The 19561-nt window shown below is 54.9% G+C and carries 25 protein-coding genes; 6 read left to right on the top strand and 19 right to left on the bottom strand.

Translation table 11 applies throughout. The features are described from left to right. Window positions 1-3: 3 nt before the first annotated feature. The 12 genes from BGP77_RS10840 to iscR form a co-directional block, all read right to left on the bottom strand. Window positions 4-771 (bottom strand): tetratricopeptide repeat protein, encoded by a 768-nt coding sequence (locus BGP77_RS10840; protein WP_108164748.1) that lies wholly within the window; start codon window positions 769-771, stop codon window positions 4-6. Beyond that, window positions 768-1943 carry a 23S rRNA (adenine(2503)-C(2))-methyltransferase RlmN gene (gene rlmN / locus BGP77_RS10835; protein ID WP_108164747.1) on the bottom strand — a complete coding sequence of 392 codons (1176 nt, stop codon included), beginning with the start codon at window positions 1941-1943 and terminating at the stop codon, window positions 768-770. Before rlmN ends, BGP77_RS10840 begins: the two co-directional genes overlap by 4 nt. Before the next feature lie 92 nt (window positions 1944-2035). Further along, complete coding sequence (gene ndk, locus BGP77_RS10830; RefSeq protein WP_108164746.1) at window positions 2036-2461, bottom strand: nucleoside-diphosphate kinase; 426 nt, start codon at window positions 2459-2461, stop codon at window positions 2036-2038. 155 nt (window positions 2462-2616) lie between these two features. After that, entirely contained in the window at window positions 2617-3045 is a 429-nt protein-coding gene (locus BGP77_RS10825) for a SufE family protein (protein ID WP_108164745.1), read from the bottom strand. 56 nt (window positions 3046-3101) lie between these two features. Continuing rightward, complete coding sequence (gene sufT, locus BGP77_RS10820) at window positions 3102-3632, bottom strand: putative Fe-S cluster assembly protein SufT (protein WP_108164744.1); 531 nt, start codon at window positions 3630-3632, stop codon at window positions 3102-3104. A gap of 10 nt (window positions 3633-3642) precedes the next feature. Continuing rightward, window positions 3643-4020, bottom strand: a complete 378-nt coding sequence (locus BGP77_RS10815; protein WP_108164743.1) for an iron-sulfur cluster assembly accessory protein — start codon at window positions 4018-4020, stop codon at window positions 3643-3645. A gap of 30 nt (window positions 4021-4050) precedes the next feature. Further along, window positions 4051-5271, bottom strand: coding sequence for an aminotransferase class V-fold PLP-dependent enzyme (locus tag BGP77_RS10810; protein ID WP_108164742.1), 1221 nt, complete (start codon window positions 5269-5271; stop codon window positions 4051-4053). Continuing rightward, window positions 5268-6563: a Fe-S cluster assembly protein SufD gene (sufD, locus tag BGP77_RS10805; protein WP_199224262.1), complete on the bottom strand. Its 1296-nt coding sequence runs from the start codon at window positions 6561-6563 to the stop codon at window positions 5268-5270. Before sufD ends, BGP77_RS10810 begins: the two co-directional genes overlap by 4 nt. Before the next feature lies 1 nt (window position 6564). Further along, window positions 6565-7314 carry a Fe-S cluster assembly ATPase SufC gene (gene sufC / locus BGP77_RS10800; RefSeq protein WP_108164740.1) on the bottom strand — a complete coding sequence of 250 codons (750 nt, stop codon included), beginning with the start codon at window positions 7312-7314 and terminating at the stop codon, window positions 6565-6567. Window positions 7315-7408: 94 nt separating this feature from the next. Further along, window positions 7409-8845 carry a Fe-S cluster assembly protein SufB gene (gene sufB / locus BGP77_RS10795; protein ID WP_108164739.1) on the bottom strand — a complete coding sequence of 479 codons (1437 nt, stop codon included), beginning with the start codon at window positions 8843-8845 and terminating at the stop codon, window positions 7409-7411. Between the two features lie 29 nt (window positions 8846-8874). Further along, on the bottom strand, window positions 8875-10044 hold the full coding sequence (locus BGP77_RS10790; protein WP_108164738.1) for an aminotransferase class V-fold PLP-dependent enzyme: 1170 nt from the start codon (window positions 10042-10044) through the stop codon (window positions 8875-8877). Then, entirely contained in the window at window positions 10041-10562 is a 522-nt protein-coding gene (iscR, locus tag BGP77_RS10785; RefSeq protein ID WP_108164737.1) for a Fe-S cluster assembly transcriptional regulator IscR, read from the bottom strand. The genes BGP77_RS10790 and iscR overlap by 4 nt, the downstream gene beginning before the upstream one ends. 278 nt (window positions 10563-10840) lie before the next feature. Here iscR and BGP77_RS10780 point away from each other — a divergent pair, with 278 nt between their 5' ends. Then, window positions 10841-11488 (top strand): 2OG-Fe(II) oxygenase, encoded by a 648-nt coding sequence (locus BGP77_RS10780; protein ID WP_199224261.1) that lies wholly within the window; start codon window positions 10841-10843, stop codon window positions 11486-11488. 17 nt (window positions 11489-11505) lie between these two features. Here the strand turns inward: BGP77_RS10780 and BGP77_RS10775 are convergent, their stop codons facing one another. Next, window positions 11506-11877, bottom strand: coding sequence for a hypothetical protein (locus BGP77_RS10775; protein WP_108164736.1), 372 nt, complete (start codon window positions 11875-11877; stop codon window positions 11506-11508). Window positions 11878-11977: 100 nt separating this feature from the next. Here BGP77_RS10775 and BGP77_RS10770 point away from each other — a divergent pair, with 100 nt between their 5' ends. Continuing rightward, window positions 11978-12853 carry a bile acid:sodium symporter family protein gene (locus BGP77_RS10770; RefSeq protein WP_108164735.1) on the top strand — a complete coding sequence of 292 codons (876 nt, stop codon included), beginning with the start codon at window positions 11978-11980 and terminating at the stop codon, window positions 12851-12853. Here the strand turns inward: BGP77_RS10770 and BGP77_RS10765 are convergent. The 3 genes from BGP77_RS10765 to BGP77_RS10755 form a co-directional block, all read right to left on the bottom strand. Then, entirely contained in the window at window positions 12850-13395 is a 546-nt protein-coding gene (locus BGP77_RS10765; protein ID WP_108164734.1) for a dihydrofolate reductase family protein, read from the bottom strand. The genes BGP77_RS10770 and BGP77_RS10765 overlap by 4 nt on opposite strands. Window positions 13396-13478: 83 nt before the next feature. After that, window positions 13479-14414, bottom strand: coding sequence for a DMT family transporter (locus BGP77_RS10760; protein WP_199224260.1), 936 nt, complete (start codon window positions 14412-14414; stop codon window positions 13479-13481). A 14-nt stretch (window positions 14415-14428) separates the two neighbouring features. Beyond that, the gene (locus BGP77_RS10755) at window positions 14429-14812 is read right to left on the bottom strand and encodes a DUF2750 domain-containing protein (RefSeq protein ID WP_158269347.1); all 384 of its coding nucleotides are present in this window, start codon (window positions 14810-14812) and stop codon (window positions 14429-14431) included. A gap of 182 nt (window positions 14813-14994) precedes the next feature. On the opposite strand from BGP77_RS10755, the gene BGP77_RS10750 reads away from it, so the two are divergent. Beyond that, window positions 14995-15900: a 1,4-dihydroxy-2-naphthoate polyprenyltransferase gene (locus BGP77_RS10750; RefSeq protein WP_108165950.1), complete on the top strand. Its 906-nt coding sequence runs from the start codon at window positions 14995-14997 to the stop codon at window positions 15898-15900. Between the two features lie 38 nt (window positions 15901-15938). Here the strand turns inward: BGP77_RS10750 and BGP77_RS10745 are convergent, their stop codons facing one another. Then, a complete protein-coding gene (locus BGP77_RS10745; protein ID WP_233252343.1) occupies window positions 15939-16484 on the bottom strand; it encodes a nucleotidyltransferase family protein in 546 nt (181 codons plus the stop codon). A gap of 28 nt (window positions 16485-16512) precedes the next feature. After that, complete coding sequence (locus tag BGP77_RS10740; protein ID WP_108164732.1) at window positions 16513-17439, bottom strand: RDD family protein; 927 nt, start codon at window positions 17437-17439, stop codon at window positions 16513-16515. A gap of 281 nt (window positions 17440-17720) precedes the next feature. Between BGP77_RS10740 and bfr (BGP77_RS10735) the strand changes: the two genes are divergently transcribed. From bfr (BGP77_RS10735) to BGP77_RS10725, 3 genes are all read left to right on the top strand, one after another. Then, window positions 17721-18197, top strand: coding sequence for a bacterioferritin (bfr, locus tag BGP77_RS10735; RefSeq protein ID WP_108164731.1), 477 nt, complete (start codon window positions 17721-17723; stop codon window positions 18195-18197). 2 nt (window positions 18198-18199) lie between these two features. Next, window positions 18200-18667, top strand: coding sequence for a bacterioferritin (bfr, locus tag BGP77_RS10730; protein WP_108164730.1), 468 nt, complete (start codon window positions 18200-18202; stop codon window positions 18665-18667). A gap of 119 nt (window positions 18668-18786) precedes the next feature. Beyond that, window positions 18787-18966: a hypothetical protein gene (locus BGP77_RS10725; protein WP_108164729.1), complete on the top strand. Its 180-nt coding sequence runs from the start codon at window positions 18787-18789 to the stop codon at window positions 18964-18966. Here BGP77_RS10725 and BGP77_RS10720 read toward each other — a convergent pair. Next, window positions 18907-19560 carry a DUF502 domain-containing protein gene (locus BGP77_RS10720; RefSeq protein ID WP_108164728.1) on the bottom strand — a complete coding sequence of 218 codons (654 nt, stop codon included), beginning with the start codon at window positions 19558-19560 and terminating at the stop codon, window positions 18907-18909. The two genes, BGP77_RS10725 and BGP77_RS10720, sit on opposite strands and share 60 nt — an antisense overlap. Between the last annotated feature and the right edge of the window lies 1 nt (window position 19561).

Here is a 19561-nt window from a genome sequence, read left to right as displayed (position 1 = left end):
CACTCATCGTTCCTCCCGCCAGCTTTGATAAAGCTGGAATTCCTCGCTGTTGGCAAAACGTCGCGCCAATTGATCAGCAAGCTCAACGGTCAACTCAGGCCGATTGATTGCTTCGGCCAGGCGAATACCCAGCCATAAACTGCTGGCGCTCTGTTGCGCGTCGGCCAATCGCCTGAACGATTGATAAGCATCGAAGGCGTCCGACGACTCGCCTTGATGGTACAGCAAGTCTGCCAGCCCCAAGTAGGCACTGGCCCGTTGCCTATCCAATGTCAGTGTACGACGGTAGGCAGCAATGGCCGCAGCGTCATGACCCAGACGACGTTCACTCAACGCCAGATATTCAAAACTCTGAGCACGACGCAGATAAAACGCATCGTCGGTTACGTCGCTAAAACGATCACGCGCCGCTTGGTAGCGCCCTTCGTTGTAGAGAAAAACAGCGTACTGAAAGGTCGATTCAGTACCGCCGCCGTAGCGCACCGCGCGTTGGAAATTCTCTTCGGCCAGCGCCGTTTCACGTTCAACATCAAACACTCGTGCCAGGCCCAGATAAGCGCCTGCCGCTTGGTCATCAAGCGACAACGCTTCGTTTAAGGCGGCTTTGGCCTGATGCAGATTATTGTTCTCGAAATGGCGATAGCCGATCTGAATGTAGGTCTGCACCGCCTGATCTGTATTGGCTTGTTCATCAAGTCGAGTACGACTCGATGTGGTCACGCAACCCGCCAGCAGCACCATAACCAGCGCCGCCAGTGTCAGCCGTTTCACAGCAATCCTCGCTGGCCCCGGCTGGAGGCGATGTCAGCCGCCGTGCGACCGAGCTCCACCGCTTCGATGTAGCGCACCGAGCGTTTGGTTTTATCACTCACCTGACCAACCAATTGACCGCAGGCAGCGTCAATATCATCACCCCGCGTTTTACGAATGGTGACGTTGTAGTGCGCCGCCAATAAAATTTCGCGGAAACGATGCATGCGGTTGTTGCTGGGCCGTTCATACCCGGAGTTGGGGAACGGATTAAAAGGAATCAGGTTGATCTTGCACGGAGTATCACGCAGCACTTCGGCCAGCTCATGAGCGTGCTCTGGCTTATCGTTAACACCATTGATGAGGGTGTATTCAATGGTCGTTACGCGTTTCTCGCTGAACCGTGCCATGTAGTGATTGCAGGCATCCAGCACCTGTTGAATGCCATACTTTTTATTCAACGGGACCAGCGTGTTACGCAGCGCATCGTTAGGGGCGTGCAGCGACAACGCCAGCGCCACATCGGTGACTTTGGCCAGCTCGTAAATTGCCGGAACCACACCGGAGGTACTGAGCGTTACCCGCCGTTTGGACAAGCCGTAGGCGTTGTCATCCATCATCAGGCCCATGGCCTCAACGACGTTATCGAAATTCAGCAACGGTTCGCCCATACCCATCATCACCACGTTGGTGATACGGCGTTCTTTAGCGGACGACTGACCGTCTTCACCGACTTCAAACGACCGCGCCGCCACCCAGACCTGGGCGATGATTTCCGCCGAGCTGAGATCGCGGTTAAAGCCTTGCTTGCCGGTGGAACAAAAAGAGCAGTCCAGCGCGCAGCCGATCTGCGATGACACGCACAGCGTGCCGCGTCCGTCTTCGGGAATGAAGACGGTTTCAACCGCACTGCCGCCGGGCATTTTCATGACCCATTTGCGCGTGCCGTCTTTGGAATCTTTGCAGTAGGTGACCTCGGGCGTGACGATTTCCGCCACTTCCTTGAGCTTGGTGCGCAAGGCTTTGCTGACATCGGTCATCGCATCAAAGTCGTCAACACGACGCTGGTGAATCCATTTCAGTACCTGAGTGGCCCGAAACTTTTTTTCGCCCAGTTCGTTGACAAAAAACTCCTCCAGCGCGGGCAAACCCATGCCGAGCAGATTGACTTTGGATGGTGCCTGTTCAGTCATTATCGTTCCCGTTGGTCACGCTGGACGCTTAGCGGGAGACGCTGAACGCTAGCTTGGATAGGCGTCTCCCGTCTCCCGTCAGGCGTCAAACTTTATCGAGCGCAGATTTCGTCAGCGTTAAAGAAATACGCGATTTCACGCTCGGCTGAAGCCGGAGCATCAGAGCCGTGTACGGCGTTGGCGTCGATGCTGGCAGCGAAGTCATGACGCAGGGTACCAGCCGCGGCTTCTGCCGGGTTCGTTGCGCCCATGATTTCACGGTTTTTAGCAATGGCGTTGTCGCCTTCCAGAACCTGAACCACAACCGGGCCGGAGGTCATGAACTCAACCAGCGCACCGAAGAAAGGACGTTCTTTGTGTTCGGCGTAGAAGCCCTCGGCCTGTTCCTGGCTCAAGCGCAGCATTTTGGAGCCGACGATGGTCAGGCCAGCGGTTTCAAAACGGCTGTAGATGGCGCCGATCAGGTTCTTGGCAACGGCGTCGGGCTTGATGATGGACAGGGTACGTTCTTTGGCCATGGGCATTATTCTCCACTGAGGGTCAATTAGTCGGCGGCGGATTATACGTGGCCGGCCGGTCCGTTACCATGGCCGTACCACCTTTGCATCCCATTTTACCGGCTTAAATGACAAAACAGCGGTCAATAACGCAACCGAAACGCCTGACTCGCCGTTTAAGCCGCGTTTTGCACCGCGACATCGCGAATCCGGCCGACCATGGCACGCAGACCATTACCGCGAGTCGGGCTGAGGTGCCGCACCAGATCGAGCTTGTTGAAGTAGTCTTCAACGTCGAAATCCAGAATCGCCTGGCTGGAGCGACCATTATAGGCAGCCAGCACAACCGCCAGCAGACCACGAACAATGTGCGCATCGGAATCCGCCTGAAAATACAGACGTTCGTTGTCGACACGGTGCGCCAGCCAAACCTGACTTTGACAGCCACGGACAATGCGATCGTCGGTTTTCAGGCTGTCGTCCATGGCCGGCAGTTCTTTGCCCAGATCAATGATGTAGCGATAGCGGTCTTCCCAACTATCAAAGAACGACAAGGCTTCCAGGATGTCATCAGGTGTGATGTCGACGCCGAACTCGCTGCTCATGGCTAAATTCCGTGGTTAATAATCAAAACTTAAAATGCGGTGACTGAGGGAGCGGTTTAAAAAAACAGCCCGGTCTCAAGCCGGGCTTCTTCGCTCATGCGGTCCCGGTTCCAGGGCGGGTCGAACACCAGTTCAACCTCAACCGCTTCAATGCCCGGCACTCGGGCCAACCGATACTTGACGTCATCGACCAGCACCGGCCCCATGCCGCAACCCGGCGCGGTCAGCGTCATGTCGATCTGGGCGGTCGAACCCTCGATGCGTACGCCGTAAATCAGTCCAAGATCGACGATATTGACCGGAATTTCCGGGTCGTAGACCGTCGCTAGCGCCTGCCAGACATGCGCCTCATCCGGCCGACCATCGGCGCTGGGTGCAAATTCCAGCACCTGTGGTTCCATGCCAATGGCATCACCATCCAGACCGTCAATGCGCGCCATGTTGCCTTGATGGACGACGGTATAGTTGCCGCCGAGCGACTGCGTCAGGGTGATAAAACTGTCGGCGGGGATGGTTATCGGCGTACCCACGGGCACCAGGCGCGCCTGCACATCACGCTGCGTGACCACCATGCGTTTTTCGGTCATTGGCGTTGGCTCACACCGACTCTTCTTCGTCGATGATAAAGCTCTCACCACAACCGCATTCTGCGCTGACGTTGGGGTTGTTGAACTTGATCACTCGATTAACGCCTTCCGCGCCAAAATCAATCTCAGTGCCGCGTACGATGGGCAAGGCGCTTTGCTGTACGAAGAGGGTGACATCATCAGCCACGGCAAACTGCAGATCGCTGTCATTGGCTTCGGAAACAAAATCGACCACGTACATATAGCCCGAACAGCCACTTTCTTTCACCGCCAGGCGAATGCCTGAAGCACCGGCCTGCTGGATCTGACGACGGGCATGCTCTACCGCTGCCGGTGTCATGGTGACCGCAGGTGCGGCCTGGTTCGGGTCAAAGGATTCAACGCTCATGAGATCCCCTCCTGTTGCTGACCATTGGGGTTACAGCAAAAATGTTTTTACTTTGTCGAGGCCGGCGAACAAGGCGTCGACATCGTCTCTACTGTTATACAGCGCAAAACTGGCGCGCACCGTTCCGGTAATGCCAAAACGCTCCATCACCGGCATGGCACAGTGGTTACCGGTACGGACCGCTATGCCCTGCTGATCGAGCAACATGCCGATATCGGCCGGGTGGGCGCCATCGAGCAGAAAACTGAGCACACCGGCGCGATGATCCGCTTCGCCCACCAGGCGTAAGCCGTCGTACGACTGTGCCCGCTCTACCGCGTAATTCAGAACATCGGTTTCATGCGCTGCCAGTGCCACTCGGTCCTGTGATTCAAGAAACTCCACCGCAGCGCCCATGCCGATTGCGCCCGCAATATTGGGGGTGCCCGGTTCAAATTTATAGGGCAACGTATTATAGGTGGTGCCGGCAAAAGAGACGGTTTCAATCATCTCGCCACCGCCCATAAAAGGCGGCATTGCCTCCAGCAACTCGCGCTTGCCATAGAGCGCGCCCATACCTGTTGGCCCATACATTTTATGAGCCGAAAAGCTGTAAAAATCGCAATCCAGCGCCTGAACATTGAGCGGCCAATGCGCCACGGCCTGAGCGCCGTCAATCAGCACCTTAGCACCCACAGCGTGGGCTTTCTCGACAATGCTCTCTACCGGATTAACCGTACCCAATGCATTGGACACATGGACGACCGACACCAGCTTAACGCGCTCATCAAGCAGATCGTCCAGCGCCGCCAGATCAATCTGCCCCTGATCATCGACCGGCATTGGCACCAGTTCGCAACCGGTCTGACCGGCGAGCAGTTGCCAGGGCACGATGTTGGCGTGGTGTTCCATGGTCGACACCAGCACCCGGTCACCCTGGCGCAGATGTTCGCGGCCCCAACTGAACGCCACCAGGTTGATGCCTTCGGTGGTGCCCTTGGTCCAGATAATTTCCTGACGATCAGCGGCGTTGATAAAACGACGCACCGATTCCCGCGCCGCCTCAAATTTACCCGTCGCCCGATCACTTAACGCATGAGCACCGCGGTGCACATTGGCGTTGTCGTGCCGGTAGTAATCGCAAATCGCATCGATCACAACATTCGGCTTTTGAGTCGTTGCACCGTTATCCAGATACACCAGCGGCTTACCGTTCACCTGCTGATCCAGGACCGGGAACTGGGCGCGGATATCGGCCAGGTTAAAACTCATGCCAATGGCTCCAGTGCAGCGCCCTGGGCAAAACGTTCGCGCAACAGCGGTTGCAATAAGTCACGCACGGGCGCGTCTGCCAGACCATCGAGCAATTCATTAATAAAGGCGAAATTCAACATCACCTCGGCTTCTTCACGGCGAATACCGCGCGCCAGAAAATAGAACAAGGCGCTGTCATCACGCTGAGCCACGGTCGCGCCGTGCGCACACTTGACATCGTCCGCGTAAATTTCCAACTCCGGCTTGGTATCGACTTCCGCCTGATGACTGGTCAACAGGTTTTTATTGCTCAACTCAGCCAGTGTTTTCTGCGCGTCTTTATGAATATGGATGCGACCGTTGAACACCGCCTTGGCACGATCGGCAACGATGCCACGAAACACTTCACTCGACGTGCAATGCGGCACGCAATGCTCCAGCGTGGTGTGGTAATCAATGTGTTCCTGGCCACGCGGCAAATAAACACCATTCAACGTCAGTTCGGCGCCACTGCCATTGTGCTCAACCACCAGATCCTTACGCTTCAAGGTGCCGCCGAGCGCCATGTGGAAGCTGTCGAGGTTGGCGTAACCACCCAGTGACGCATGCACCGAACCCAGATGACGTACATCGCCTTCTTCGAGTAGTAAGTGGTAATGACGCAGGCGCGCATTGGCGGCTAACTGAAGCTCAGTCACCGGGTTAATAAAGACCGCACCACTGGCGTCGTTGCTGAAGGTTTCCACCAGCGTTGCTTCAGCACGATCGCCAACATCAACCAGAACACGTACCGGAATTACCCGCTCAGTCGCCGCTGAAGAAATCACCTGATTCAGGTGCAACGGCTTGTCGAGCACAGTACCGGGCGCAATTTCGATCCACACCGCTTCCGTCAACATGGCCTGATTAAAAACATTAAACAGCTGACGCTCACCGGCCAGCGTTCTGCTCAGGCGTTGTTCGAAGTCTCCGCGGGTTTGCGCATCGGCTTTTGACAGCAAACGCACACTGACGCCTTCCGGTAAGGCATCGTGATCAACCAGTTGGCCATCGACCAGTGTCAGCGTCATGCGTGACCAATCGTCAAAGTCGACGCCTTGAGCGTCACCCGATGGCGCCGCCAGTTGCCAGTCGGTATTGGTCAACGACCGCAGTGGTGTGTATTTCCAATCTTCGGTTTTACGCGTCGGCCAGGGCGTGTTGCTGAAACGCTCCCAGCCAAGCGCACGCCAGTTTGACAGCCAGTTCCAATCGGTCGCTGCCTGCAACTGCTGATGCGCATTTTGTGCCTGCATAGATACCACGGCCACCTCAGGCTACCTCCTCGTCGATCCATCCGTAGCCTTGCTTCTCGAGTTCCAGCGCCAGTTCACGACCGCCGGATTTGACGATCTTGCCCTTTGCCAGAACGTGAACGTAATCGGGCACGATGTAGTCAAGCAAACGCTGGTAGTGCGTCACCACAATCATGGCACGATCCGGACTGCGCAAAGCGTTAACGCCATTGGCAACCACCTGCAACGCATCAATATCCAGACCGGAATCGGTTTCATCGAGAATGCATAATTTCGGTTCCAGCAACATCATTTGCAGCAGTTCATTACGCTTTTTCTCGCCGCCAGAAAAACCTTCGTTCACGCCGCGCTTGAGGAAGTCTTGCGGTAAATCCACTGCCTGACATTTCTCTCGCGCCAGCTTGATAAAATCCATCGAACTCAACGCTTCCTGACCCCGTGATGCACGCACGGCATCAACGCTGGCTTTCAGGAATTCCATATTGGAAACACCGGGAATTTCGACCGGATACTGGAACGCCAGAAACAGTCCGGCCTGAGCGCGTTCTTCTGGTTCCAGATCAAACAGCGACTGACCATCGAAGTCGGCACTGCCGCCGGTCACTTCATAACCAGCACGGCCGGCTAACACATGACCCAGCGTACTTTTGCCGGCACCGTTCGGACCCATAATGGCATGCACTTCACCGGCTTTTACGTCCAGATTCAGGCCGCGCAGAATGACTTTGTCTTCAACTTGGGCGGCTAAATTATCAATCTTCAACATGGTGTTGGTATCCGTCGTTTAACTCTTTACCAGTACGGTTTTCGTACGTTTACAGCCGGTATCACGGGCCGGCCGGTGATCCATTTCGGTGTGCTTAACCCACCGCGCCTTCGAGGCTGACTTCCAGTAATTTTCCGGCCTCGACCGCAAATTCCATCGGCAGTTCCTTGAACACTTCTTTGCAGAAACCGTTAACGATCATCGATACCGCTTTCTCCGGGTCGATGCCGCGTTGCTGACACAAAAACAGCTGATCATCGCTGACTTTTGACGTCGTCGCTTCGTGCTCAATCACCGCCGTCGGGTTTTTCGATTCGATGTACGGGAAGGTGTGAGCGCCACACTGATCACCGATTAACAGCGAATCACACTGGGTGTAGTTACGCGCACCTTCAGCACCCGGGTTCATCCGCACCAAACCGCGATACGCATTTTCCGAACGCTTGGCGCTGATGCCCTTGGCGATGATGGTCGAACGGGTGTTTTTACCCAGGTGAATCATCTTGGTGCCAGTGTCGGCCTGCTGATAATTCGACGTCAGTGCCACCGAATAAAATTCACCGATGCTGTCGTCACCCTTCAAAATGCAGGACGGGTATTTCCAGGTTACCGCGGAACCGGTTTCTACCTGAGTCCAGGAAATTTTTGAGCGGTTATGTGCCATGCCGCGCTTGGTAACGAAATTAAAAATACCGCCTTCGCCTTCTTCATTACCCGGATACCAATTCTGTACCGTCGAGTATTTGATTTCGGCATCGTCCAGCGCGACCAGTTCCACGACAGCGGCGTGCAACTGGTTTTCGTCGCGCATCGGTGCGGTGCAACCTTCCAAATAACTGACGTGGCTGCCTTCATCGGCAATCAGTAGCGTCCGCTCAAACTGACCGGTTTTGGCTTCGTTGATGCGGAAATAGGTCGACAATTCCATCGGGCAACGCACGCCTTTGGGAATGTAGACAAAGCTGCCGTCGGAAAAGACGGCCGAATTCAATGCCGCATAGAAATTGTCTTTTTGCGGCACTACCGAGCCCAGGTATTTTTTGACCAGCTCAGGGTATTCCTGAATCGCTTCGGAAATGGAACAGAAAATAACGCCTGCGTCCTTCAGCTTTTCACGGAACGTCGTACCAACCGATACCGAATCAAACACCATATCGACGGCCACACCGGCGAGCACTTCTTGCTCGTGTACGGGAATGCCCAGCTTTTCATAGGTGCGCAGCAATTCCGGATCAACTTCGTCGAGCGACTTGGGTCGTTCTTCCATGCTCTTGGGCGAGGAATAGTACGACAGCGACTGAAAATCCGGCTTGGCATATTTCACATGCGCCCAATTGGGTTCTTCCATTTCCAGCCAGGCACGGAACGCCTGAAGACGCCATTCGAGCATCCATTCCGGTTCCTGTTTTTTGGCTGAAATCAGCCGAATCACGTCTTCATTCAGACCCGGTGGAATCGTCAGAGATTCCACGTCCGTGGTCCAACCGGCGGCGTATTCGGATTTCAGATACTGATCAATATTTTCACTCATGGTCTATCACCTAGAGGGCGGTTACCCTTTTAGGAAGCCACCGACGACTGCTTGCGCAGCGCCGGCACGGCTTCACGAATACTATCGATGGCCTGATCCACCTCAGCGGCGGTTGTGTAACGTCCCAGGCTGAAACGCAACGAACCGTGGGCCACGCTGTCCGCCAGGCCCATGGCTTTTAATACATGCGAGGGTTCAACGCTGGCGGAGGTACAGGCCGAGCCGGTACTGACCGCCAGCTGGCGCAGCGCCATCATCAATGCCTCGCCGTCCACACCGCCAAAGGCCACATTTAAATGACCCGGCGTGCGCGGCGCATTGCCACCGTTGATGTGCACATCACCGAGGTCGGCAATGCCTGCCCACAGACGATCGCGCAGCGCGCCAATGCGCTCTGCTTCTTCCGTCAATTCGGTTTTGGCAAGGCGGGCGGCCTCACCGATGGCGACTAACTGATGTGTCGCCAGCGTGCCTGAACGCATACCGCGCTCATGACCACCGCCATGAATCTGGGCTTTTAATTGCAGCGTTGAGCGTCGCTTCACATAGAGCGCACCCACCCCTTTGGGGGCGTAAAATTTATGGCCGGAAATCGAGATCATCGTAGCCTGCCAGGCGTTCACATCGACCGGAATTTTGCCCACGGCTTGAGCAGCGTCGATGTGAAACCAGATGTCTCGGTCAGCCAGCAGCGCGCCAATTTCTGCGACCGGATTCAAAACACCCGTTTCATTATTCGCCGCCATGATGCTAACCAAACGGGTATTGGGCTGCAGTGACTCGGCGACGGCTGACGCACTGATTACGCCATCGCGGTCGGGTGACAACACCGTCACGCCATAACCTTGCTTACGCAGGTATTCCGCTGGGTCCAGCACGGCTTTATGCTCCGTGGCGCTGATGATCAGATGGCAGTCATCCGGCTCGAAATTTTCCGCGACACCTTTCAGTGCCAGGTTATTGCTTTCGGTGGCACCACTGGTCCAGACGATTTCGCGATTATCGGCACCGATCAATTCCGCCAGTTCATTGCGGGCTTCTTCGACCGCTTCTTCCGCTAACCAGCCGAGCAAGTGCGAACGCGACGCCGGATTGCCGTATTGGCCGTCTCGGGTCAGAAACTGCATCAGCTTTTGCGCCACACGCTCATCAACGGGCGTGGTGGCGGCGTAATCGAAATAGACCGGTGCGTTATTCATAACTGACTCGCCAGGATCGTCGCTTCATGAGTCGCCCGCTTGGCGGCCTCGTTGACCGACAACTCTTCCTGGCTCTCCTGCAAATACAGATTTTGGCGCTGATTGACGGACTGGATATCGCGACGGGCGACCAGATCAGCCAACGAAATGTCATCCAGGAAATCGTGAATCTGAGCGCTCAGGTCTTGCCACAGATGATGCGTTAAACACACCTCACCCTGCTGACAACCGGCTTTGCCCTTGCACCGGGTCGCATCCAGGCTCTCGCTGACCGCATCGACCACATCGGCAACACTGATCTCAGCACCGACTCGACCCAGACGATAGCCCCCACCCGGCCCACGCACAGAGGTCACTAAGCCGTGGCGGCGCAGTTTGGAAAACAGCTGCTCCAGATACGACAGCGAAATGTCCTGTCGCTGTGAGATATCGGACAGGCTGATCGGCCCTGAATGCTGGTTCAGCGCCAAATCGAGCATGGCGGTGACCGCATAGCGACCTTTGGTGGTTAATCTCATAACGCGGCTCCCGTGCGGGTTCCTGGCTCTATTTCAGCCTCTGTTGCAACTTCGCGGCTGCAACCTTGATGGTGGCGCGAATTATAAATACCCGAGTAAAACAGTCAACTATTTGTAACGCTCTATTTCGGGGCCTGACGGCAGGTTTCAAGGGTGAGTCAGAAATCGAAAAGCGTTCTAAAAATGATCGTCACGATCAAAAGGTTTCGCTTTACCCGCCCAACCCGGCCGCTATGCTCGCCGGTCACCTGTGAGGATACGCCTGTGAGGATACGCCTTTGATCATCCAACCTGCCGTCCAGCCCGTCTGGGATTACGACCTGATCGCCGATCGTCTGCGCGGAGCTGGCTGGGTGTATCTGCCCTTGGGTGTGGAATCGGGACTGGCTTTGGATCTGTTGCAGGATCTGCACCGTCAGCCGGAAGATCAATGGCGCCAGGCGGGTATTGGCCGACAGCAGGATCACCACACCAACGAACTGATTCGTCGCGACGCCACCTGCTGGCTCACAGGAAAGACCGACGCGCAACAGCGTTATCTGGCAGCAACCGAAGCCTTGCGCGTTGAGTTGAACCGGCGTCTGTTGCTGGGATTGTTCGATTACGAATGCCACTACGCTCGCTATGACAGCGGCGCTTTTTATCGCAAACACCTGGATGCGTTTCGTGGCCGCTCCAACCGCGTACTGACGACAGTGACCTATCTCAACCCGGACTGGAATTCATCCAATGGCGGCGAAATCGTGCTCTACGATCACGACGACACTGAACTGGCCAAACTGCAGCCCAGCCTTGGCGCCATAGTGATTTTTCTCAGTGAAGAGTTTCCACACGAAGTGCTGACGGCTAACCGCAGCCGCTTTTCCATCACCGGCTGGTTTCGGCGCAACAACAGTACCGCAGACTGGGTCGACCCAGCGCGATAACGCACCAACCACCTTGATCATTCAATAAAGAAGGCCCTTAACATCTGTAGCGAAAGACCTATCACAAAAGTCGCCAATGGATAGCGTAAATCCGGTATGTACCTGGGGCCATACTTGCCAGCCGCCCACCAGCCCCGACCGCGTACTTTTCGATAGCCTCGATGCACTAAAAAAAAGCCAAACAACAAACACCAGGGCCGCATCATAAAAGGAATGCCAAAATACCAGCCTATCTCTGCATAGCTCATTAAATATCGATAGCTATTGAGATAGCCGATCAGCAACCCTAAATTCCATAATGCGCTAATGTAGACCGTCATTAACCCGACAAAAATGGCAAAGCCACCGGCGAGAACGCCCAAAAACCGGCCTACATTGCGAGTATTCATAGTTTATCCATCGCCTTAAAAAGTCACTTCTTGCGTTGCGTCAATTCAGCCAACGCGTATTGGCTTAGTCTATCGTCAAACCTTTTCGAGTACAGATTCTATGGCTGCGCTTTTATCGCAAGTTCTACTGCCTTTGATACTGGCATTCATCATGTTTGCCATGGGCCTGGCGCTTAACGTTCGGCATTTTTCCGAACTGTTGCGAGCCCCCACCATTGCCGTGCTGGGCTTGGCGCTGCAGATGTTGATGCTACCGGTGTTGGCCGTATTGATCATTGTGGCATTAAACCTGAATGGCCCAACAGCCGCCGGTTTATTTTTATTGTCGTTATGCCCTGGTGGCGCCACGTCGAATTTATTTACCTATCTCGCTAACGGCAAAGTCGCTTTGAGCATTGCACTGACTGCCTTAAGCAGTCTGCTGGTACCACTGACTTTGCCGGTGCTGTTTGGCGTCTATTTGAATCAGGCTGGGGATAGCGCAGTCGACCTGCAATTGCCGATTGCCAATACCATTAAGCAACTCATCGCGGTGACTTTTTTACCTGTGGTACTGGGCATGGCGTTGAATCATTGGGCACCCAGCATGGCTGCCCGACTGGAGCCTTGGTGTAAAAAACTGGGCACAGGCTTTATGTTGTTGCTGGTATTGGCACTGATCGTCACTAACTGGAGTTTGCTACAAGCGCCGATCAAAGCCCTGGCCGTTTTATTATTGTCCGGCTCGTCTTTAATGATCGCCTGGTTTATCGGCAGCCGCATCAGTCAGGATGTTGCTGTCGCCCGCACCTTGGCTGTGGAAGTCGGCATCCAAAATGCGGGCACCGCCCTGCTGGTCGCCATCAGTCTGATGCAGCAACCAGCGCTCGCCGTGGTGCCGCTGATCTACGGCATTTTGATGAACCTGCCCGGCTTTGGGTTTGTTGCCTGGGTACGGTATCGCGATGCGCAACAAGGCGCATTGCAAGCGGGCTAATCGGGGTTGCGCAGACGACGGTAACGCGACTGCACCAGACCACTTTGGTACGACTGGGTGTGCCGATGTTCAAACGCCAACTCCACACCCAGGTCACCGAAGAGTGACAACCCAGCGCCGAGCAACAACGGCAAGCGCGTCACCGTCAGTTCATCAATGAGATCAGCTTGCAGGCAGGACTGAATCAGCTGACCACCGTCGATATAAACTCCCTGCTCACCGTCAGCCTCCAGTTGCTGCAGTAATGCCGATGGTGAACCGACGAAACTTTCCGCCCTGTACTGGAAATCCGACGGCACGGCAGCCACTGACTTCGATATCACGATCAGTCGCTTGTCTACATAAGGCCACGAATCAAATTGCCGCACCACATCAAAGGTACGCCGTCCCATCATCAAGCAGGTGATCGATGACATAAAATCGGCGTAGCCGTAATCCTCACCCTCGATCAGATATTGCGGACGCATTAACCAGTCGATCGAATCGTCAGGGCGGGCAATAAAACCATCCAGACTGGTGGCGATAAAAACAGCGGTTTTCACGATGGTGACTCCGGTTCCATTGAGAGGCCCGCAGTTTAGATCGACAAGCGGACAGAAATGGACCGGATTAAGAAGTCGGCGACCTAAGCAAGGCGGCGGCTACGTACAGCGAGCAAACCAGCCGCTGCGATCAGCAAAACACCGACAGCGGCGATCGCTCCAGGCACTTCATGAAACAGCAGTGCGCCCCAGACAGTGGCAAAGGCGACATAAGCAAAATCGAAAGTGGCAACGGTGGTCGGCCGACCCAATTGATAAGCCACTGCCGCGCCCACACTGCCGACGATAATGGCCACGGCCAGCAACGCCATGGCAGCCCACTGCATAACATCCATCAATCCCCAGCTGCCAAACAGGAAAGCTTCGCCGGCGCTCAGAGCAACGGATGAAGACTGCCCCAGCACAAGACTGAAACCGATGCCGAGCAACAACATAACCAGGTTCAACCAGATCGACAGCAACAGCGGTTCTTCGTTGGCGCATCGCGAGCGCGTCAGGATCATCGCCAGGGCATAAGCCAGTGCCGACGCCAATGGCAACAAGCTGTAGAGATTAATAGCCCCAGCGGTCGGCTGCAGAATCAGCAAGACGCCAATGGCGCCCAAACCCACTGCTAACCAGCCGGTGCGACCAACCGCATCGCCGAGAAACAACGCCGCGAAGAGGGTAATAAAAATGGGTGAGGAATAATAAACCGCCGAGGCAATCGACAAATCGACATAGAGCAATGAATAGTAATAGGCGATCCACATGGCGCTGAGCAAAGCGCTGCGCAGCAACGTCCACCACGGCCGCTGTGGCCACAACACCAACGCACGGCTACGCCAGAGCAACGCCACGACCAAAACCGGCAATACCAGGACAGAACGCAAGGTGAAAATCTGCCATAGCGTAAATTGGGTGCTGATGCCCTTGATCACCGCATCGCCTAGGGCCAGGAAAAACCCCGTGGCCAGTATCACCGCTATGGCGACGACATTATTATCAACCCGGCGCCCAGCTCGAACAGATGACGACACCTCCCTGCCCCGGATTAATCCTGGCCGGCCGACAAGAGTTCGAGAAACTCCAGAGGTTCCAGCACGATGCCTTCTTCTTTTTTGCCGGGGAAGACCGCCAGCGCCAAACCGTCTTCCTTTAAACCGGGCAACCAGCGTTCCAGCCAGGCCGCCAGATCAATCGCCAGCGGTTCGCAATCGGCCCAATCACCACTGACCCACTGCTGAGCGAATTCGGCGTGTGGCCAGATTGGCAGGCAGTCATCGCCGTCGCAGGACATCAGCACCGTGCCGGCATCACCGCGCAGCGTCCAAACCTGTTCATTTTCCAACACCGAACGCACCAGAAAATCGTAGCGCGCTTCGGCGGGTAAAGTTGGAAGCGTATCGAGTTGTTGCTGGCTGGGGGACTGTGACATAAAAACATCCATCAAAAGAAAGCATCATAACAAAGACACCCAGACGGGTCCCGGCATGTCGATACAGAGTTCAGGGTAACGGTTCAACCGATCCGATCATGCCGAGCCTTGAGCCAGGTCAGCAGCCGATGGCTGTTTTGCGTTAGCATGGCGATATCAATCTCCGTATGGAATTCATTGGTATGACGGCCCAAACCAAACATCGCACCAACCCCTGGTTGCTGGCAGCCCGACCGCGTACGTTGCCGGCAGCCGTCGCGCCCATCATCGCGGCCGTCGCCTTGGCGATCTATCACGGCCACTTCAATCCAATGCTGGCACTACTGACTCTGCTCTGTGCACTGGGCCTGCAGATTCTGGTGAATCTGGCGAATGATCTTTTCGACGCCGAAAGCGGGGTCGACACGGGCGAACGTCTGGGGCCGACTCGCGTTACCCAAAGCGGACTCATTTCACCCACCCACATGCGTCGTGCGCTCTGGGTGTGTCTGCTGTTTTGCTTGCTAACCGGTACACCGCTGGTCATCGCCGGAGGCTGGCCTCTGACACTCGCGGGCATGGCGTCTATCCTGGCGGCCCTGGCCTATTCAGCCGGCCCCTGGCCTTTAGCCAACCACGGTTTAGGCGAAGTGGCGGTGTTGGTGTTTTTCGGTTTGGTGGCCGTTATGGGTTGTTATTGGCTGCAAAGCGAACAGTGGCATATTGCCAGCCTCTGGGTCGGCCTCATGGTGGGTTTTCCCTGTTGCGCCATCTTGATGGTCAACAACATCCGAGATATCGACACCGACCGGCAAAGCGGAAAAATCACTCTGGCGGTTCGCCTTGGCCGCTCCGGCGCAAACTGGTTGTATCGGGCCGCACTACTCAGTCCGTTTCTGCTGGCGTTAGTCGCGGCTGGCTTGCAGCATTTACCACTGTGGTTACCCATCGCACTGATTCCCAGCCTGTATTGGGCGTGGCAACTGGATCATCAACTGCGCCATTATCAAGGCCGAGAGCTGAATGCCTTGCTGGCACACACCGCACAGTTCGAACTCAGAGTCAGTTTATTGATTGCCATTGTGTTGTTAACGCTGGCCTTGGTTTAAGGCCCGTTCCATGCCGTTCACTGGCCTGCGTGTAACGATTATGACGGGGCATGGACCTTCAACAACGGCCACTGATTTAACCAGGATTTGGCCGTCTGGCGTTGCGCAAACGCCTCGGGTTTTGGGCGCTTCTGGTTCAGGCTCAGACACCCGTCCATCAAGGATTTCAACCCAAAAGGAGCGAGAAATTCAATCTCGCCACTATCATTGAGGCGTACCCCGACCGCCGTCTCCACTTCCACCCAATAGCTCATGGCATCGGCCGTTGACTGATAGGGCGCATCGCCATTGCGTTGATGCATGCGCGCCTGATTTTTCACCGACCAGGGCGCTGCTTGCATTGCGTTCAAGCGAGCTTCCAGAGCGCGATCAACTGGCTCACGGGTTTCACGGCGGTCGAAGTAAATCAGATCCACATCCGTCAATGGCGTCGGTGTTTGATAACCATGCAACCGGTCCCACACCAGATTGCGAACAAAACCGGCGGCCAGACACCAGTCCGGCCGTTTTGTCTGCGCAGCGGTTTGCAGCAACGCCATCCGATAGCGGTCGGCTCGTAGCCAAGCGATCAGCGTTTGCGACAAAACTGGATCCAGCTTTTTCATGGCGTTGTTATAAATCACTCGGTGCAAAGTAATAGCTGTTGCTGCGCCAGTACGCGGAAAAAACAATGTCGTAGCCGTACATCAGCTGGATGAGAATCGACTCTCTGTCCGCGACGGATGCATCGGCAAAAACCGCCATGGTGGCGAGCTTTTTGGCCAGCTCGGGATCATCGGTGTTCCGACGATTCATCAACACATTAATCGACACCTGAGACAACTCAGTTGCCTGAGCTTGGCCGGAAGGCGTCGCCGTTACCCAGGTCCTCAACACCTCGGGCTCGCTTTCTAACGCTTGCTGAACCTGATCGGACTGATCAAGATGAGCCACCGGTGGTTGCCAATAGCGCTCTGTTAAAAAAAGCCCCAACACAACTGCCAAACACAAACCGGCCAGAACCCCATAATGACCCCGCCAAACCGGGGCTGATGGCTGAGCATCGAGATCGGTTTTCACAACGAAAGCACGCACCAATAGATCGTAGGGCGCTTGTCGGGTTGTCCGATTAAAGATCAGCAAATAAATGAACGACAACAGCCCAACCCACACAACCATCATCGCCAGAAAGATCCATACCATGCCAACATCAGCAGGCAACTGAGCATTATTTAATGACACGGGTACAAGAAACACCGCGGCGCGAAACAGGCTCTTCGACAGTGACAAAAACTGGCCTTGAGCATCAACCACCGCAAGACCCACCAGCCGCTTGCCGAGCGTCTGGCCGTTACCGAACCGGCTTTCCTGAATACCAAAATAGGCAACGCTCATCGCAAAGCCCACTGTCCGTCCTTGAGGACCCAGCTGCATCAGAAAATCCGCGATCAACAGCCCAAGCAGATACCCCAATACACTCAGTGCAATAACATCGATAACAAACGCGCCTAACCGGCGCCAAACACCTGCGATCCAATTCGGTTGTTCAATCTCACTCATCAAAAAGTCCCTTCATTTCCACTTCCGGTCCAGCAGCCTAAAGGCCCGTTTTATCCCAACCTATAGCGTTCGATAACGCCTGTCACCGACCGCAGAGTGTCCCACAATGCAAACGACAATGGGTGGCGAAGCGTATTGCGAACCGACCTCGTTTCTCTTCGCAACAGACAATACCTCGCATCTGTAACAAAATGTAAAAACTTTTCCACCTGTGTCGCAACAAAACGCCGGTCGACACCGCTATAATGCGCGCAACTTCATACCAACCGGAGGCGACGCCCGTGAAAGGCGATAGCCGCATCATTGAACAACTGAATAAGGTGTTGACCACCGAACTGACGGCGATCAACCACTACTTCCTGCATGCTCGCATGTACAAAAACTGGGGCTTGGAACGGCTCAACGAAGCCAATTACAAAAAGTCCATTAAAGACATGAAGCAGGCTGATGAATTGATTGAGCGCATCCTCTTTCTCGAAGGGCTGCCCAATCTGCAAAAACTGAATCGGCTGATGATCGGTGAACACACTGAAGAGATGTTACAAGCCGACCATGATTTTCAGATCGAAGCCATCGCGCAACTGCGTGAAGCCATCGACGTGTGTGAACAAAATCAAGAATTCGTCAGTCGCGATCTGCTGACGGAACTGCTTGAAGACGAAGAAGAACACCTGGACTGGGTGGAAACTCAGCAATACCAGATTGGCGCCATGGGTATTGAAGTCTACCTGCAAGCGCAGATGAACGACGAGGACTGATCATGAAAGGCAATGCAAACATCATCGACGCTCTGAACATGCTGCTGTCGAACGAACTGGCGGCCATGGATCAGTACTTTTTGCACTCGCAGATGTATCGCGACTGGGGGCTGAACAAACTGTACGAACGCATCGATCACGAATTCGATGACGAACGCGGTCACGCCACCAAACTGATTGAACGGATGCTGTTTTTAGAAGGCAAGCCGGACATGAAAACCCGTGCACCGATCCGCATCGGCGAAGACGTGCCGGCCATGTTGCAAGCCGATCTGGATTTGGAAATTGAGGTTAAGGACGCGCTGAAAGACACCATTAAACTGTGCGAAGCCGAACAGGATTACGTGACTCGTGACATGCTGGTCACTCTGCTCGACGACACCGAAATGGATCACGCTTACTTCCTGGAGCAGCAACTGCGACTGATCAAAATGATCGGTCTGGAACGCTACATGCAATCGCAGATGTGACAACCTGCCGCTCTGGCTGGACGGTCAGAGCCATTGCATTCGGACCCTCATCCGTTCAAAGCTAAGGCAAGGCTGTTAAACAGTCTTGCCTTTTTCATTTTCAGCTTGAGGGTTTATTGATGTCTGATCGTCATCCTACCGAAGTCACCGTCACCAACATTCGCATGCCCTTTCTGTCCATGGTCATTTTCATGGTCAAGTGGGCCATCGCAGCAATTCCAGCACTGTTTATTCTGGCATTAATTGGCGCTGCCATTAGCTTTCTGCTGGGCAGTGGCGGTTTCGAATATCGCGCCTGACTGTTCCGTTGACGGACGGTTGATGCCAGCGGTCACCATAAAGGCCAGCGCTTCATCGAACGTCCAGTCCACTTCAATCAGCTCCGAACGGCGCGCCAACACGGTCAAACCGGCCACCTGATAGCTGATCTGAATCAGAACGGGCACCCAGGGATCGTCTTCGATCTGATCCGGCATGGCTCTGGCCAACGGCATGGGCAGATGATCGCTGGTCACAAAGCCGACAGTGTAACCGGTGCCCTGTTTAACCAGGACGGTTTGCCGACGACCGGGCTCTTTCTCGTTCTGATTGATCAAGGTTGCCACATCCTTGACCGCACCGTAGATGGTCTTCAACACCGGTGTGCGCATCAACTGTTGTTCGAACTGGCGGAACATCCAGTAGAGAGGACGAAAGCTCAACGCCATGCCAACTGCCAGCACGATGCCCACCATCAGCGCCAACCCCACACCCGGCCAGAGTGAATCAAGGCCGATCAACCCCAGCAATGCCTTACCAATTTTGTCGAGCGTGACGGCGATCGACCAGAACAACCAAATAGTAATTGCCAAGGGCAAAATGCTTAACGTGCCGCGTATCAGGATACGTTTCATC

The sequence above is a fragment of the Saccharospirillum sp. MSK14-1 genome (genome assembly GCF_003054965.1).
In the GTDB taxonomy this organism is placed as follows: domain Bacteria; phylum Pseudomonadota; class Gammaproteobacteria; order Pseudomonadales; family Natronospirillaceae; genus Saccharospirillum.
This window is presented reverse-complemented; position numbering and strand designations above follow the sequence as displayed.

What these genes read in the sequence shown, in the direction of transcription:
- rlmN (WP_108164747.1), bottom strand. Translation starts at nt 1,943, where the DNA reads ATGACTGAACAGGCACCATCCAAAGTCAATCTGCTCGGCATGGGTTTG.
- ndk (WP_108164746.1), bottom strand. Translation starts at nt 2,461, where the DNA reads ATGGCCAAAGAACGTACCCTGTCCATCATCAAGCCCGACGCCGTTGCC.
- BGP77_RS10825 (WP_108164745.1), bottom strand. Translation starts at nt 3,045, where the DNA reads ATGAGCAGCGAGTTCGGCGTCGACATCACACCTGATGACATCCTGGAA.
- sufT (WP_108164744.1), bottom strand. Translation starts at nt 3,632, where the DNA reads ATGACCGAAAAACGCATGGTGGTCACGCAGCGTGATGTGCAGGCGCGC.
- BGP77_RS10815 (WP_108164743.1), bottom strand. Translation starts at nt 4,020, where the DNA reads ATGAGCGTTGAATCCTTTGACCCGAACCAGGCCGCACCTGCGGTCACC.
- BGP77_RS10810 (WP_108164742.1), bottom strand. Translation starts at nt 5,271, where the DNA reads ATGAGTTTTAACCTGGCCGATATCCGCGCCCAGTTCCCGGTCCTGGAT.
- sufC (WP_108164740.1), bottom strand. Translation starts at nt 7,314, where the DNA reads ATGTTGAAGATTGATAATTTAGCCGCCCAAGTTGAAGACAAAGTCATT.
- sufB (WP_108164739.1), bottom strand. Translation starts at nt 8,845, where the DNA reads ATGAGTGAAAATATTGATCAGTATCTGAAATCCGAATACGCCGCCGGT.
- BGP77_RS10790 (WP_108164738.1), bottom strand. Translation starts at nt 10,044, where the DNA reads ATGAATAACGCACCGGTCTATTTCGATTACGCCGCCACCACGCCCGTT.
- iscR (WP_108164737.1), bottom strand. Translation starts at nt 10,562, where the DNA reads ATGAGATTAACCACCAAAGGTCGCTATGCGGTCACCGCCATGCTCGAT.
- BGP77_RS10775 (WP_108164736.1), bottom strand. Translation starts at nt 11,877, where the DNA reads ATGAATACTCGCAATGTAGGCCGGTTTTTGGGCGTTCTCGCCGGTGGC.
- BGP77_RS10770 (WP_108164735.1), top strand. Translation starts at nt 11,978, where the DNA reads ATGGCTGCGCTTTTATCGCAAGTTCTACTGCCTTTGATACTGGCATTC.
- BGP77_RS10755 (WP_158269347.1), bottom strand. Translation starts at nt 14,812, where the DNA reads ATGTCACAGTCCCCCAGCCAGCAACAACTCGATACGCTTCCAACTTTA.
- BGP77_RS10750 (WP_108165950.1), top strand. Translation starts at nt 14,995, where the DNA reads ATGACGGCCCAAACCAAACATCGCACCAACCCCTGGTTGCTGGCAGCC.
- BGP77_RS10740 (WP_108164732.1), bottom strand. Translation starts at nt 17,439, where the DNA reads ATGAGTGAGATTGAACAACCGAATTGGATCGCAGGTGTTTGGCGCCGG.
- bfr (WP_108164730.1), top strand. Translation starts at nt 18,200, where the DNA reads ATGAAAGGCAATGCAAACATCATCGACGCTCTGAACATGCTGCTGTCG.
- BGP77_RS10725 (WP_108164729.1), top strand. Translation starts at nt 18,787, where the DNA reads ATGTCTGATCGTCATCCTACCGAAGTCACCGTCACCAACATTCGCATG.
- BGP77_RS10720 (WP_108164728.1), bottom strand. Translation starts at nt 19,560, where the DNA reads ATGAAACGTATCCTGATACGCGGCACGTTAAGCATTTTGCCCTTGGCA.